At 59.4% G+C, this 13,952-nt stretch carries 15 protein-coding genes; 4 read left to right on the top strand and 11 right to left on the bottom strand.

Features of this window, described 5'->3' with window-relative positions:
- Nucleotides 1-10 precede the first annotated feature (10 nt).
- Complete coding sequence (hmpA, locus tag G5149_RS14680) at nucleotides 11-1,204, top strand: NO-inducible flavohemoprotein (protein WP_421212787.1); 1,194 nt, start codon at nucleotides 11-13, stop codon at nucleotides 1,202-1,204.
- A 99-nt stretch (nucleotides 1,205-1,303) separates the two neighbouring features.
- On the opposite strand, the gene G5149_RS14675 is transcribed toward hmpA, so the two are convergent.
- From G5149_RS14675 to G5149_RS14650, 6 genes are all read right to left on the bottom strand, one after another.
- Entirely contained in the window at nucleotides 1,304-1,888 is a 585-nt protein-coding gene (locus G5149_RS14675; protein WP_421212839.1) for a tetratricopeptide repeat protein, read from the bottom strand.
- A gap of 395 nt (nucleotides 1,889-2,283) precedes the next feature.
- Nucleotides 2,284-3,219, bottom strand: coding sequence for a malate dehydrogenase (gene mdh / locus G5149_RS14670; protein WP_005340384.1), 936 nt, complete (start codon nucleotides 3,217-3,219; stop codon nucleotides 2,284-2,286).
- Nucleotides 3,220-3,440: 221 nt separating this feature from the next.
- A complete protein-coding gene (artM, locus tag G5149_RS14665) occupies nucleotides 3,441-4,103 on the bottom strand; it encodes an arginine ABC transporter permease ArtM (RefSeq protein ID WP_421212785.1) in 663 nt (220 codons plus the stop codon).
- A 3-nt stretch (nucleotides 4,104-4,106) separates the two neighbouring features.
- Nucleotides 4,107-4,757: an arginine ABC transporter permease ArtQ gene (gene artQ, locus G5149_RS14660; protein WP_033114055.1), complete on the bottom strand. Its 651-nt coding sequence runs from the start codon at nucleotides 4,755-4,757 to the stop codon at nucleotides 4,107-4,109.
- A gap of 3 nt (nucleotides 4,758-4,760) precedes the next feature.
- Nucleotides 4,761-5,498, bottom strand: coding sequence for a transporter substrate-binding domain-containing protein (locus G5149_RS14655; protein WP_421212783.1), 738 nt, complete (start codon nucleotides 5,496-5,498; stop codon nucleotides 4,761-4,763).
- 24 nt (nucleotides 5,499-5,522) lie between these two features.
- Entirely contained in the window at nucleotides 5,523-6,263 is a 741-nt protein-coding gene (locus G5149_RS14650) for an ATP-binding cassette domain-containing protein (RefSeq protein WP_005357971.1), read from the bottom strand.
- Nucleotides 6,264-6,464: 201 nt separating this feature from the next.
- Between G5149_RS14650 and argR the strand changes: the two genes are divergently transcribed.
- Nucleotides 6,465-6,935 carry a transcriptional regulator ArgR gene (gene argR, locus G5149_RS14645; protein WP_005340378.1) on the top strand — a complete coding sequence of 157 codons (471 nt, stop codon included), beginning with the start codon at nucleotides 6,465-6,467 and terminating at the stop codon, nucleotides 6,933-6,935.
- A gap of 90 nt (nucleotides 6,936-7,025) precedes the next feature.
- Here argR and G5149_RS14640 read toward each other — a convergent pair whose 3' ends face one another.
- The 5 genes from G5149_RS14640 to glnK all read right to left on the bottom strand — a co-directional run bounded on the left by G5149_RS14640 (nucleotide 7,026) and on the right by glnK (nucleotide 12,418).
- Nucleotides 7,026-7,931 carry a Dyp-type peroxidase gene (locus G5149_RS14640; RefSeq protein WP_421212781.1) on the bottom strand — a complete coding sequence of 302 codons (906 nt, stop codon included), beginning with the start codon at nucleotides 7,929-7,931 and terminating at the stop codon, nucleotides 7,026-7,028.
- Nucleotides 7,932-8,034: 103 nt separating this feature from the next.
- A complete protein-coding gene (locus G5149_RS14635) occupies nucleotides 8,035-9,069 on the bottom strand; it encodes an ABC transporter ATP-binding protein (RefSeq protein WP_421212779.1) in 1,035 nt (344 codons plus the stop codon).
- Nucleotides 9,070-9,148: 79 nt separating this feature from the next.
- Nucleotides 9,149-10,774 (bottom strand): ABC transporter permease, encoded by a 1,626-nt coding sequence (locus G5149_RS14630; protein ID WP_236376005.1) that lies wholly within the window; start codon nucleotides 10,772-10,774, stop codon nucleotides 9,149-9,151.
- Nucleotides 10,775-10,813: 39 nt separating this feature from the next.
- Entirely contained in the window at nucleotides 10,814-11,821 is a 1,008-nt protein-coding gene (locus tag G5149_RS14625; protein ID WP_021230948.1) for a Fe(3+) ABC transporter substrate-binding protein, read from the bottom strand.
- A 258-nt stretch (nucleotides 11,822-12,079) separates the two neighbouring features.
- Complete coding sequence (gene glnK / locus G5149_RS14620; protein WP_005341406.1) at nucleotides 12,080-12,418, bottom strand: P-II family nitrogen regulator; 339 nt, start codon at nucleotides 12,416-12,418, stop codon at nucleotides 12,080-12,082.
- Nucleotides 12,419-12,619: 201 nt separating this feature from the next.
- Between glnK and arfB the strand changes: the two genes are divergently transcribed.
- Both arfB and G5149_RS14610 read left to right on the top strand, forming a co-directional pair.
- A complete protein-coding gene (gene arfB, locus G5149_RS14615; RefSeq protein ID WP_139430011.1) occupies nucleotides 12,620-13,036 on the top strand; it encodes an alternative ribosome rescue aminoacyl-tRNA hydrolase ArfB in 417 nt (138 codons plus the stop codon).
- Between the two features lie 25 nt (nucleotides 13,037-13,061).
- Nucleotides 13,062-13,553 (top strand): methylated-DNA--[protein]-cysteine S-methyltransferase, encoded by a 492-nt coding sequence (locus G5149_RS14610; RefSeq protein ID WP_319919514.1) that lies wholly within the window; start codon nucleotides 13,062-13,064, stop codon nucleotides 13,551-13,553.
- Nucleotides 13,554-13,952 lie beyond the last annotated feature (399 nt).

Raw genomic sequence — 13,952 nt, 5'->3', positions numbered from 1 at the left:
CGAGGCCCCTATGCTAGATCAAACCACCGTTGCCGTCATCAAAAGCACCATTCCGCTGCTCGAATCGGCAGGTCCTGCCCTCACCCAGCACTTCTACCAACGGATGTTCAGCCATAACCCGGAGCTGAAAGATATCTTCAACCTGGCCCACCAACGCAGTGGCGGCCAGCCGCTGGCCCTGTTCAATGCAGTCGCCGCGTATGCAAAGAATATCGACAATCTGGGAGCGCTCGCCGGTGCGGTCGAGCGGATTGCGCACAAACATACCGGATTCCTGATCCAGCCAGAACAATATCACATTGTAGGTAGTCATCTCTTGGCCACGCTCAAAGAATTGGGCGGAAGTGCGGTCACCGACGAGGTGCTGGAGGCATGGGGCAAGGCGTATGGCGTGCTGGCAGACATCTTCATCGGCCGCGAGCGGGAGATCTATCAGGAGAAGGCCAATCAGGATGGCGGCTGGCAAGGTACCCGCACCTTCATCATCAAGGAGAAGCGAGCCGAGAGCGACCTCATCACCTCCTTCCTGCTGGCACCGGAAGATGGCAAGCCGGTACTGACCTTCAAACCGGGCCAATACCTCAGCATCAAGCTGGTTCACCCCGAGCTGGAATATCAGGAGATCCGCCAGTACTCCCTCTCCGATGCCCCCAACGGGCAGGATTACCGCATCAGCGTCAAGCGTGAGCCGCAGGGTCAGGTCTCCAACCTGCTGCACGATCACCTGCAGGCGGGTGACAAGATCGAGGTGATGCCTCCTACCGGCGATTTCTACCTGAAAGCCGACAGCCAGACCCCGGTGGTACTGCTCTCAGCCGGTGTCGGCGTGACGCCGATGATGAGCATGCTCAACCAGCTGCTGGAGAGTGCTCATCAGGCCGAGATCACCTGGCTGCACGCCTGCGAACAGGGCGCTGTACACGCCTTCCGGGAGGATATTCAGCAAAAATCCCGCCAGCATCCCAACTTGCTGAGCCGGGTCTGGTATCGGGAGCCGGAGGCCAGCGATGTACAGGGTGAAGATTATGACCTGGCCGGCACCATGGATCTGACTGCCGTGAAAGAGCGCATCACGCCGCAGGCCCACTACTACTTCTGTGGCCCTGTCGGCTTCATGCAAGAGATCAAGCGGCAGCTGCTGGCGGCTGGGGTGTCAGCCGGGCAGCTCCATTACGAAGTTTTTGGCCCCCACCAAGATCTCTAAGGCGCAGGCAGCCATATAACAGAGGGAGGTTCCGGCTTGTCATGGCACGGCGGCTGGAACCGGACCCACAGGTGCAGATCTGTGGGTCATTTTTTTGGATCAGTGCATCGCCTTGGCGCGGGCCACCACGTTGGCCGGCATCCGGTTGCCAAGACGGCTGAGCAGACTCGCCGCCTTCTGGTGCTGCGCCTTGTCACCTATGACGGAGCCATGGAGCCAGCGATAGGCGTCCTCATAATCAAGCGGACTGCCCATCCCCTGCAACAGCATCTCGACCCACTCGATGCGAGCCCGCAGAAAACCGAGGCTGGCCGCCTCGCGCATCAGAGTTTCGGCTCGCACCAAATCCTTCTGCACCAAAGTTCCTTTCCAGTAGTAGCGCCCCAGCTGCTCCAGCGCTGGCGCCAACCCCTGATTGGCCGCCTCCCACATATATTGCACCCCGAGTTCGGCATTGGATTTGGTACAGACACCCCACGCCAGCATATCCCCCCAGAGGAATTGATAGGCCGGGATCTTCATCACCGAGGCGCGCGCTTCGATATCCTGAGTCAGCTGACAGCGATCCTGCTTCACCTGAGTGAGGTGACGCCCCTGCTCAATCCAGTTGAGCAACTCGTCCTGACGATAGAGTGGCACCGCCTGCAACTCGCCAGCGGCCAGAGGTGCGGGAGGCGCCACCACAGCAGCAGGTTCCACCGGTTTTGGCAGCGGCGCGGCCCCCTCGCCACTGCTGGCAACGGGGGTGACCGGCTCGGCCGGGAGCAAGACGGGGACTGCCTCAGAGGGCGCTGGCGTAGCAGCAGAGACAGGGGCCGTTGACACCGCAGCACTGCTTGCTGTCGGTGCCGATGCACTTGCTGCAGGCACATCGCTCGATACGGCAGCCGATACCGCCTCGGCACCATAGAGGGGCGCGGTGAATGTACCGACAAGAATGAGAAGGGTAAGGGGTTTCATCATAAGGATCTCCTGCTGCACTCTGTTATCGGCACCAAGCCCCATCCCCTTAGCCTGCCGGGCGGATCTCATCAATACAAAAGGGAGCCGAAGCTCCCTTGTTGGCACGGTTGACCCGCTTACTTGACGAAATCGACACCCAGCTGGATATCGGCTTTCAGGGTAGCCAGCATGCCTTCCATCGCTTCCTGCTCGAACGCGCTCAGCTTGCCGTAATCCAGTACGGTTTCGACGCCATTCTTGCCCAGCAGTACCGGCTGTGCGAAGAAGGTGGCGTGCTCGCCGTTGCCTTCAACGTAGGCGCACTCAACAACGTTGGCTTCGCCCTGCAGACCCTTGATGAGGGAGAGACCGAAACGGCAAGCCGCCTGACCCATGGAGAGGGTCGCAGAACCGCCACCGGCTTTGGCTTCCACCACTTCGGTACCGGCATTCTGGATGCGCTTGGTCATGGCTGCCACTTCTTCAGCGGTGAAGGAAGCGCCTTCAATCTGGGAGAGCAGCGGCAGGATGGTGACGCCACTGTGACCACCGATCACGTTGACGCGTACCTTGTCGATGTTCAACCCTTTGGCAGCGGCCACGAAGGTCTCGGCGCGGATCACGTCCAGGGTGGTGACACCGAACAGGCGACGCTTGTCATAGACACCGGCTTTCTTCAGCACTTCGGCGGCGATGGCAACGGTGGTGTTGACCGGGTTGGTGATGATGCCGATCAGTGCTTTCGGGCAAGTGGCCGCGCACTTCTCGACCAGATTCTTGACGATACCGGCGTTGATATTGAACAGGTCGGAGCGATCCATCCCCGGCTTGCGTGCCACACCGGCGGAGATCAGCACCACATCGGCCCCAACCAGCGCAGGAGTCGGATCTTCACCGCAGAAGCCCTTGATGGCGACGTCGGTAGGAATATGACTGAGGTCAACGGCCACACCCGGAGTAACCGGGGCGATGTCATACAGGCTCAGCTCGGAGCCAGCCGGCAGACGGTTTTTCAACAGCAGAGCGAGGGCTTGACCGATGCCACCAGCGGCACCCAGAACGGCAACTTTCATGATCAACTCCATGTTTAAGCGTAGGTTTAAGGTTGTTTGTTGTTGTGCGCCCAACCTTAATGGATCCCCCCATAAAAAACAATCTGATAACAGTTGCAGTCACGGGTTCTGTGAGCCACGAAACATGCGGGAGCAAAAATTGGAGGGAAATACAAAAAGTTGGAGGAGAAGCACAGTTTTTCTGCACTTCTCCTTACCATAAAGAGGTAGATCTGAGGGTCTCAGGATTGGAATGCCAGCGCCCGTTTTTCACACCAGCGAAAACCAATTGTTAACAATCCGTTCATCGCCAGATAAAGCCCGCCAGCCACCCCGAACACCGCCAGGGTATCGTAGGTCTGGGCGTTCAACCCCTGCGCCAGCCCCATGATGTCCATGATGGTGATGGTACTGGCGAGGGAGCTCCCCTTGAGCACCAGGATCACCTCGTTGGAGTAGGCAGGCACCAGATGACGGGCGGCGTGGCGCACCTTCATCCACAAGGTCTGGCGGCCGTTAAAGCCAAGCGCACGACACGCCTCCACCTCACCGGCCGGGATGGCATCGAGCGCCCCCTTGAACAACCGGGTGGAGTAGGCCGCCGTATTGAGACCCAGCGCCAGCACGGCGCAGAACCAGGGCTGCTTGAGCAGCGGCCAGAGCAGGCTGGCTTTCAGCCACTCGAACTGGCCCGGCCCGTAGTAAATCAGGAAGATCTGAATGAGCAGCGGCGTACCGGTAAAGAGCAGCACCCACAGCTGCACCAGCTGGGTCGCTACCGGCAGGCGCAACTCCAGCACCCAGGTCATCAGGGCCGCCAGCACAATCCCCAGCAGCAGGCTGAACAGGGTCAGCTCCAGCGTGGTGACCAGACCGCCCAGCAACGTAACGAGATACTCTTGCATCAGTTAGCCTCCGTAGCGGCGGGTGTAGCGGGCAGCCAGCCCGAGGCCATATTCACTCACCAGACTGATGGCCAGATAGATGAGGGCGGCGGCGGCATACCAGGTGAACGGCTCATAGGTACTGGCCGAGGCCATCTGCGCCTGACGCATCATCTCGTTCACCCCGATAAGCGACACCAGCGCGGTATCTTTCAGCAATACCAGCCACTGGTTGCCGAGGCCCGGCAAGGCATGACGCCACGCCTGCGGCAACACGATGCGAAAGAAGATGTGGCTCTTGCCAAGCCCCAACGCCAGCGCCGCCAACCGTTGACCTGAAGGCACCGCATTGAGCGCCGCCCGCAGGGTCTGGGTCGCATAGCTGGCGAACAGCAGGGAGAGCGCCAGCACGCCACAGGCGAACGGGCTGAACTCCACATACTCGCCAGTGATGAGGAACAACACCTGGGTCGAGCCGAAGTAGATGAACAGCACCACCAGCAACTCGGGCAGGCCACGGATCAGCGTGGTCAGGGTGGCCACTGGCCACACCAATGCACGCTGCTTGCTGAGCTCGGCGGCACTGAACGCCAGTGCCAATACCATGCCCCCGACCAGTGATGCCAAGGCCAGCCCGAGGGTCATCCAGGCTGCATCCAACAACAGGCTCAACATGGCTTACTGCGCGAAGTATTTGTCGAAGATTTTCTGATAGGTGCCGTTGGCCTTGATTTCGGCCAGCCCCTTGTTCAGCTGGGTCAGCAGCTCCTGATTGCCCTTGGCGACCGCGATGCCAAAGCCGGTACCGAAGTACTTGGCATCCGTCACCGGCGCACCCACCACCGCATACTCCTTGTGCTGCTTCAGCCAGTCGGCAGCAACGGCGGTATCGGCAAAGACACCGTCGGTACGGCCATTCATCATGTCGAGGAAGGCGCTCTGGTAGCTGGCGTACGGCACGGTCAGCAGACCCTTGCTCACCCAGTTATCAACCAGATAGGACTGGTGAGAGGTACCGTTCTGCACGCCGACTGTCTTGTCGACCATCTCTTCCGGCCCCTTGAAGGCCCCTTTCTTGGCGACGAATACGGCCGAGTTCTCGTAGTAGATGTCAGAGAAATCGACCTGAGCGGCCCGCTCAGGGGTCACGTCCATGGCGGCGATGGCGGCATCGTAGCGACGGAATTTGAGGCTGGGGATCAGGCTGTCAAAGGCCTGGTTGTGGAAGCTGCACTCCAGCTTGGCCTGCTCGCAGATGGCGCGCGCCAGATCGATGTCAAAACCCTGAAACTCGTTCTTGTCATCCAGGTATTCGAACGGTGCGTAGGTGGCCTCGGTGACGAACTTGATCTCTTTGGCCATGACGGAGGTACTCAATAGGCCCATGGCAGCAACCAACAACAGACTCTTTTTCATGACAGCTTCCTTATCGATTCAATATCAATGCATCAAGAATTCGGCAAACCGGCTGGTTTGCGGGGATTGGAAAATGGCGGCGGTGCCGGATTCGATGATCCGCCCCTTCTCCAGATAAATCACCTGGCTGGCCACCTTGCGGGCAAAGTCGACCTCGTGGGTCACCACCACCTGGGTAATGCCGGTCTGGCTCAGGTTGCGGATGATCTCGGCCACCTCTTTGGTGATCTCGGGATCCAGCGCGGCGGTCGGCTCGTCAAACAGCAGCACTTCCGGGTCCATCATCAGGGTACGGGCAATGGCCACCCGCTGCTGCTGACCGCCGGAGAGACGGGCAGGCCAGGCATCGCGCTTGTCGGCCAGCTGCAACTGGGCCAGCAGATAGGCCCCCTTCTCGATGGCGGCCTCCTTGCTCATGCCGAGCACCTTGACCGGCGCTTCAATCAGATTCTCCATCACAGTGAGATGTGGCCAGAGATTGTACTGCTGGAACACCATCCCCACCTTGCGACGCAGCAGTTGGGACTGGCGGTTGAATTCGGCAGCAGAGAGGGAGTTCGGGAAAGAAAATTCACTTTCACCAATCCGCAGAACACCCGCATCCGGGGTATCCAGCAGGTTCATCATCCGTAGCAGAGAACTCTTGCCAGCACCGCTCGGGCCCAGCAACACCAAGGTTTCACCGGGAGATGTCCGAAAGCTGACCTGTTGCAGAACCGGCACCTTGTGCCAGGACTTCTCGATACCTATTAATTCAATACCCATACAGCCCAATTGAATAAGTTTTCAAAATTTCATCCCGATTCTATCCCTAATAAAGGTTGATGCAAGCCATTTTTGAATCAATATGCAGAACAAGCGCCGCTTCCTTGCAAAAAACGGCATATGAATGCAAAATGGCCCCGCTGTTCGTATCTGCCGCCTGTATCGCACAGGCCGCCACACCTCCTCATTCGTGAGACCAAGATGAAACACAACGACAAGCAAGAAAAACTGGCCAAGGCCTTTAAAGCCTTGCTGAAAGAAGAGCGCTTTGGCTCCCAGGCAGAAATCGTCACCGCCCTGCAAGAGCTGGGCTTCGAGAACATCAACCAGTCCAAGGTATCGCGCATGCTGAGCCGCTTCGGCGCCGTTCGCACTCGCAATGCCAAGATGGAGATGGTCTACTGCCTGCCAGTGGAACTGGGCGTGCCCACCACCTCCAGCCCGCTCAAGAATCTGGTGCTGGACGTCGATCACAACGGCGCACTGGTGGTGATCCACACCAGCCCGGGCGCAGCCCAGCTGATCGCCCGCCTGCTCGACTCCCTCGGCAAGGCAGAGGGGATCCTCGGCACCATCGCCGGTGATGACACTATCTTCATCACCCCGACCAGCGACACCGATATCGAAGAGCTCTACCTCTCCGCCCTCGAATTGTTTGAACAGACGCCGTAATGGCCGCTACCGCATCATAGCGGTCACGCCAGAACGAAAAATCCCGGCCAAGGCCGGGATTTTTGTTTTCTGAGTCTTCGTCAGGCGGGCTTATTTGCCCTGCGCCATCAGAAAACCTTCCGATGGGGCGAAGAAAGCCGCGCCGGTCACTGCCTTGGTGAAGCGCAGCAGATGGTCGAAGTGGCTGCCCTCCCCCTTGTACATGCTGGCCAGCATGGCGTTGAAGTGCTGCGGAGTGCGGCAGCAGGAGATGAAGTAGAGCCCCTGCTCGGTCATGGTGCCCCAGGGCATGCTCTGGCGCAGGATCTCCATGGACTCCCCTTTCGGCGTCTTGAGGTTGACCCGCTTGATGTGGGCGGTCAGCGGCTTGGCAGCAGACTCATACTCGATGTTGTCGGGCTTGGTGCGACCGATAATGTCTTCCTGTTCTTTCTGCGCCAGCTTCTCCCAGTCGCTCATGGCGTGTACCCAGCGCTGGACGTGAATGTAGGAGCCACCGGCAAACTCGCCATCGGCCACCAGCGCCACTTCGGCACGGTGTTCATCCTGCGGGTTCTCGGTGCCATCAACGAAACCGGTCAGGTCACGGCAATCCAGGTTGCGGAAACCGCGCACCTCTTCGGCCAGCTCGACCAGTCCGGCCAGCAGTGCCATCACACGGTGACCGGCGTGGTGCAGCACATCCACCCGATCGGCGCGCAGCTGAATAAAGAGATCAAACGGGGTGTTGGGGGCTTCCTGACGGTTGGCGGATTGCGCCATAAAGCTGCGGAACTGGGGCGGACGGGCGGCAGGGTAGAGACCATCCCAGGCATCGGCGCCAACGGCAACCAGACCGCTGAAACCGGCATCGGGGAAATCGGCGGCGACCGCCTGCCACAGGGCGGGCAGTTTGGCCAGACGGCCGACCAGTTCGGCGGCATCACCGGTACGATTGAACATCAGATAGAGGGCGTGCAGATTCGGCTCTGCGCAGATCCCGGCTTGGGCTTTCATATATCTCTCCCCTGAGTAGGCGTTAGCGTTACGGGCTATTTGCGTTGCGCGATTATAAACCAGAGTGGATCCAGTTCTTTGATTTCACGACGATATCACGCGTTCAGGGCAAAGGGTCAAACAACACCAGCCCATGGGGGGCAACCTTGATTCGTGCCCGCATCCCATCAAGAGGCTCGCCAATGCTCGCCTCAAGCTGCAGATCGCCACACTCGAACAGCACCCGGCAGTGGTGGCCGAGGAACTGCTGCTCCACCACCTTGAGCTCCCCATCTGCGGCGCTCTCCAGCAGCAGTTGCTGGGGGCGGAGCATCAGCTGCAACTGCTCACCCACCGCGCGGCCATGAGGCTCGCTGCCACAAATGACCCCGAGTGCCGTCTGCACGCAGTGGCTGTCCACCACCTCGGCAGCCAGATAGTTGACCCCGCCGAGAAACTCCGCCACGAAGCGGTTTTGCGGGCGGCGATAGAGCTGCTCCGGCTGGCCTACCTGCTCGATATGACCGGCGCGAAACAGCGCAAGCCGATCGGCGAAGGCAAACGCCTCCTCCTTGCTGTGGCTGACGAAGATGGCGCCAATCCCTTGCTGCTTGAGCAGGGCGCGGATCTCGAGGATCAGCTTCATCCGCACCTGGGTGTCGATGTTGGAGAAGGGCTCATCCAGCAGCATCAGCCGCGGCTTGCACACCAGCGCCCGGGCGATGGCTACCCGCTGCTGCTGACCACCGGAGAGCTGGTGCGGATAGCGATCCCCCAGTCCCTGCAGATTGACCAGCGCCAGCGCCTCGTCCACCTGCTGTTGGCGGGCGCGGCGATCGAGTTTGGTCAGGCCAAAGCCGACATTGTCGGCCACCGTCAGGTGGGGAAAGAGGGCGTAATCCTGAAAGATCATGCCGATGTTACGCGCCTCGGGCGGCATGCTGGCACTCGGCCCGTCGAGCAGGGTATCACCGAGGCGAATCGAGCCCTCTGCCAACGGCAGCAAGCCGGCGATAGCCTTGAGCAACGTGGTTTTGCCGCAGCCACTGGCTCCCAGCAGGCAGACGATCTCGTTGTCTGCCACCGTCAGGGAGAGCTGTTCCAGCACATTGCGGCCGTTGTAACGGCAGCTGACATTTTCAACCTGCAAACAGGACAAGGCTGACTTCCTCTCGTTTCTGGCGGTGCGCGGCCTTTTTCAGCGCACCGCATGCAATTTCATTGGCCGACGCGGCGACTCAGTGACCCGGACTGTCCAGACTGCGGTTGACCCAGATCAGCGGCAACAGTCCCACCAGCACGATAACGATGGCCCCCAGCGCGCCGCGCTCCAGCATCTCATCCGAGACGAACTGGTAGACGTGGGTCGCCAGAGTATCGAAGTTGAACGGCCGCAGCAGCAAAGCGGCGGGCAGCTCCTTCATGGATTCGATGAATACCAGCATGGCACCGGCAAACAGACCACGGCGCACCAGCGGCAGATGGACCCGGCGCAGCATGCCGCCATCCCCCTGTCCCAGGGAGCGGGCAGCCATGTCGAGACTGGGGGAGATCTTGCCCATGCTGCTCTCCACCGAGCCGATGGCGATGGCCACGAAGCGCACCAGATAGCCGAACACGATAGCGGTGATGGTGCCGGTCAGCAGTAGCCCCGGCCCCTGACGCCCCAACCACTCGGCGAGATCGTTGATGGCAAAATCGAGGGCGGTGAGCGGCACCAGCACCCCGATGGCCAGCACAGTACCCGGCATGGCGTAGCCCATGGCGGCGATGCGCAGGGGCAACAGACTCTTTATCCCGCCATCGAGGCGGCGGAAGAAGCCTAGCAACAGGGCAATCCCCATCGCCAGCAGAGCTGTCAGCGCCGAGATAGCCAAGCTGTTGCCGGCGAAGCGGACGAACTCCGGCGTCCACGACAACTCGAAGTAACGCACGCCGTAATCGAGCAGGATGACGAATGGCAGACCAAAACCGGCCAGCACCAGCCCCCAGCACCAGAGACAGGCCAACCAACGGCCAATCCCCTTGAGCGGATAGCGCAGCGGCTGCTCATGGCCCATGGACTTCTGGAACACCTGCTGCCGACTGCGCGAGCGGCGCTCCAGCGCGATCAGCAGCACCACAGCCAGCAGCATCAGGCAGGAGAGTTTGGCCGCGGTGGCCAGACTGCCATAGCCAAGCCAGGTGTCGTAGACCGCCGTGGTCAGGGTGTTGATGGCAAAAAAGTGGACGGTGGCAAAGTCGGCCAAGGTCTCCATCGCCACCAGCGATACCGCCACCATGATGGCGGGGCGCGCCAGCGGCAGACTGAGGCGGCGAAAGCTCTGCCACGGGGTACAGCCGAGCAGGCGGCTGGAGTGGATCAGGCTGACTGACTGCTCGAGAAAAGAGGCGCGGGTCAGCAAATAGACATAGGGGAACAGCACCAGCGCCAGCACCCAGGCGGCGCCGCCAAGGGAGCGAATGGCCGGAAACCAGTAATCGGCAGGACTGTTCCAGCCAAAGAGTGCTCGCAACCCGGCCTGTAGCGGGCCCGAGTAGTCGAGCAAGTCGGTATAGACGTAGGCGACGATATAGGAGGGCATCGCCATCGGCAGCATCAAGGCCCATTGCAGGGCACGGCGCCCCGGCACCTGACACATGGCCACCAGCCAGGCGGTGGGCACGCCAAATAGCAGGCTTAGCAATACTACGCCGACCACCAGCCCCAGGGTATTGCCCAGATAATCGAGCAGCACGGTATCGGCGAGGTGGCGAAACAGCTCTCCCTCAGCCGAGAAGGCAGAGAAAAGCAGGGCTATAACCGGTAAACCCAGCAGCAGGGCGATGGCCCAGCTGCCGGTCATCCATCCAAAATTTTTCATGAGACCACAGATGTTGATGGGGCCGTTGGCCCCATCTGATTACAAGTCGAACTTCACTTCATCCAGCAACTGCAAGGCGTCCTTGCGGTGCTTGGCGTAATCGCTGACCGGTAGTGCGTCAGACTTGAAACTGCCCCAGGACTTGACCATGGCGGAAGGCTCGACTCCGGCCTTGACCGGATATTCGGCGTTCACGTCCGCATACATGTGCTGGGCGGTGTCGCCAGCCAGAAACTCCATCAGCTTCTGGGCCTCGGCCTTGTTCTTGGCATACTTGGTCATGGCCACGCCGCTCACGTTGACGTGGGCACCGCGGTCAGCCTGGTTCGGGAAGTTGATATAGACCGCATCCGCCCAGGACTTCTGCGCCGGATCTTTCAACATGGCGCCCAGATAGTAGCTGTTGCCGAGTGACACGTCACAGATACCATCCTTGATCGCCTTGACCTGATCCCGGTCGTTGCCCTGCGGCTTGCGCGCCAGGTTGGCCTTGACCCCTTCCAGCCAGGTTTTGGTCTCGGCCATGCCGTGATGGGCAATCATGGAGGAGACCAGCGCCACATTGTACTCATGCTTGCCGCTGCGGGTGCAGATTTTTCCTTTGAATTCAGGCTTGGCCAAGTCTTCGTAGCTGATGGTCTCGAGCTTGCCGAGGCGATCCTTGCTGGAGTAGATGGCGCGAACCCGGGTGGTCAGGGCGAACCAGCGATTCTCCGGATCACGATAGATGGCGGGGATGTTCTCCTGCAGGATCTTGCTGTCTACCGGCTGCACCAGCCCCTTGTCCACCAGATCGGTCAGACGGCTGATATCGACGGTCAGCATCAGGTCGGCCGGAGAGAGCTTGCCTTCCCGCTCCAGACGCTCATTCAATCCCTCTTTGGCGAACACCACGTTCACCTTGATGCCAGATTCCTTCTCGAACTGCTGGATGATGGGCTTGATCAGCTCATCCTGCCGGTTGGAGTAGACATTCACTTCCCCGGCCGCCAATGCCGACTGAGCTGCCAACGCAGAGAAAGCCAGTGCCAACATCTTCATTTTCATCATCCATTCCTTGATTAGCTATACATAGTGATAACGATTTCCGTTTGCATTCTGCATACATCTTATAAGCGGATCAAGAAAGCTCGCCGTCGCCACATCACATATTTAATCGCCCATAAATGAAAAGGGCCGGATGGAATCCCATTCGGCCTCTCCTGAGCAAAACGTTATGTTGATCAGGCTTCAATAAGCGCTCACGCCATCGGGATGCCCCGAGGTCGGGAGGTCAACAGATCTGTACGTCACGGATGCGGTTCATCACAGCGCCTCGTCGTCACTCTCGCCGGTGCGGATGCGCACCGCTTGCAGCAAGTCGTAGACAAAAATCTTGCCGTCGCCGATCTTGCCGGTATAGGCCGCCTTGCAGATCGCCTCGATCACCCCTTCCACGTTATCATCGGCGGTAGCAATCTCCAGCTTCACCTTGGGCAGGAAGTCGACCTGATACTCGGCTCCCCGGTATAATTCGGTGTGTCCCTTTTGGCGGCCAAATCCCTTGACCTCGGACACGGTCAGCCCTTCCACCCCCAGGTTGGCAATAGCCTCGCGGACATCGTCCAACTTGAACGGTTTGATAATCGCACTAATCAGCTTCATCTGGTTGCTCCCAATCCATGGTGTGTCATGAATCGGGTTTCAATTCTTATGCCAAGTATTTTTATTGTTATATTTCATGTAGATAGAGTTTAATGCCGGCGCCATTCGTCAGGCTCATCCCCATAACCGGCCAGCACGCCCCATAATGAGGCACCATGCTGCAGCGGTCAGCGGGTATGCACCAAACAAGAGCAAAACAGCATGTTAGTTATCTCCAACAGCGTCACGATTCCCTGGCATGAGCTGCAATTTCAGACCATGCGGGCACAGGGCAACGGTGGACAGCACGTCAACAAGACCGACTCCGCCGTCTGGCTGCGCTTCGATTACCGCAACTCTCCCAGCCTGACGCCCCTCTACAAGGAGGGTCTCGACAAGCTGAGCGACAGCCGGGTACACGATGGCTTTATCCTGATCCGGGTCGAGAGCCATCGCAGCCAGGACATGAACCGCAAGGAGGCGATGAACCGTCTGGTGGAGTTGCTGAAGAAAGCAGCCTGGCGCCCCAAGGCTCGCCATGCCACCAAGCCGACCCGCAGCTCCCAGCGCAAACGGGTCGATGCCAAAAAGCGCAAGGGGGATATCAAATCCGCCCGCGGCAAACCGGTTCTGGACTGAGCCAGCCCCCAAAGGATGTCAGCCGATGAGATACAGTTTTTGCGACAGCGCCCGCGGCCCCCTGCTGGTCGCCATCGATCAGGATGGTCTGCGCCACGTGGAGTTCATGCACGGGGAGCGACCAGTCATGCCGCAAGCTGACTGGCAACGGGATGACAAGGCGCTGGCGCCCTATCTTGCCCAGTTCACCGCCTATTTCACCGGAAAGTTGCAGCAGTTCGATCTGCCCATGGCAGCGAAGGGCACCCCGTTTCAGCAAACGGTATGGAACGCTTTGTGCGATATCCCCTATGGCGAGACCGTGAGCTATCTCGAGATTGCCCAGGCGATAGGCAATCCCAAGGCGGTGCGGGCTGTGGGCGCTGCCAATGGGCGCAATCCGCTGAGCATCATAGTGCCCTGCCATCGGGTGATCGGTCGCAGCGGGGAGCTGACCGGCTATGCTGGCGGCATTCCCATCAAGCGCTGGTTGCTGGCACTGGAACAGGCAGGCACAGCATTCGAGTTGGCCCCATGAGACGATGACCGCCCCGGAGAGGAACGGGACAATATCGTGGCCAAAATGAAAAGGCTTTCAGCCAGTAGCCTCGCTTTGCTGACAAGATGAACAGAAAATGAAGAATCGCCTCAGAACTACTTCAGATTGAGCTTGGCATGATGGGTCCATACTTGAATGGCACGGCTCATTCGCTGATTCAAGTAGCACCCATGTGACGCTTCCAATCTGTCTTTTCCCCGCGCCTCCTCTGAGGCGCTTTTTTTGTGCCGACTGTCCCGTCCTGAATATGGTTTACACCTTTCCTCCCAATAAATGGAGAACCGGATGGGACAAGGTGTGCAACGGACACAGCGCGATTACTCGCTGACTTTTAAACTGGCGCTGGTCGAGCAGATTGAAAAAGGCGAGCTCACCTAC

The sequence above is a fragment of the Aeromonas sp. 600479 genome, from assembly GCF_049175515.1.
Classification (GTDB): domain Bacteria; phylum Pseudomonadota; class Gammaproteobacteria; order Enterobacterales; family Aeromonadaceae; genus Aeromonas; species Aeromonas veronii_A.
Note: the sequence above shows the minus strand (reverse complement) of the source record. Positions and strands in the feature narration are given on the sequence as shown.

Coding starts and splice junctions, on each gene's coding strand:
- G5149_RS14630 (WP_236376005.1), bottom strand. CDS start 10,774: ATGAAAAATTTTGGATGGATGACCGGCAGCTGGGCCATCGCCCTGCTG.
- hmpA (WP_421212787.1), top strand. CDS start 11: ATGCTAGATCAAACCACCGTTGCCGTCATCAAAAGCACCATTCCGCTG.
- G5149_RS14650 (WP_005357971.1), bottom strand. CDS start 6,263: ATGGGTATTGAATTAATAGGTATCGAGAAGTCCTGGCACAAGGTGCCG.
- G5149_RS14625 (WP_021230948.1), bottom strand. CDS start 11,821: ATGAAAATGAAGATGTTGGCACTGGCTTTCTCTGCGTTGGCAGCTCAG.
- argR (WP_005340378.1), top strand. CDS start 6,465: ATGAAACACAACGACAAGCAAGAAAAACTGGCCAAGGCCTTTAAAGCC.
- arfB (WP_139430011.1), top strand. CDS start 12,620: ATGTTAGTTATCTCCAACAGCGTCACGATTCCCTGGCATGAGCTGCAA.
- G5149_RS14610 (WP_319919514.1), top strand. CDS start 13,062: ATGAGATACAGTTTTTGCGACAGCGCCCGCGGCCCCCTGCTGGTCGCC.
- G5149_RS14655 (WP_421212783.1), bottom strand. CDS start 5,498: ATGAAAAAGAGTCTGTTGTTGGTTGCTGCCATGGGCCTATTGAGTACC.
- artM (WP_421212785.1), bottom strand. CDS start 4,103: ATGCAAGAGTATCTCGTTACGTTGCTGGGCGGTCTGGTCACCACGCTG.
- artQ (WP_033114055.1), bottom strand. CDS start 4,757: ATGTTGAGCCTGTTGTTGGATGCAGCCTGGATGACCCTCGGGCTGGCC.
- glnK (WP_005341406.1), bottom strand. CDS start 12,418: ATGAAGCTGATTAGTGCGATTATCAAACCGTTCAAGTTGGACGATGTC.
- mdh (WP_005340384.1), bottom strand. CDS start 3,219: ATGAAAGTTGCCGTTCTGGGTGCCGCTGGTGGCATCGGTCAAGCCCTC.
- G5149_RS14640 (WP_421212781.1), bottom strand. CDS start 7,931: ATGAAAGCCCAAGCCGGGATCTGCGCAGAGCCGAATCTGCACGCCCTC.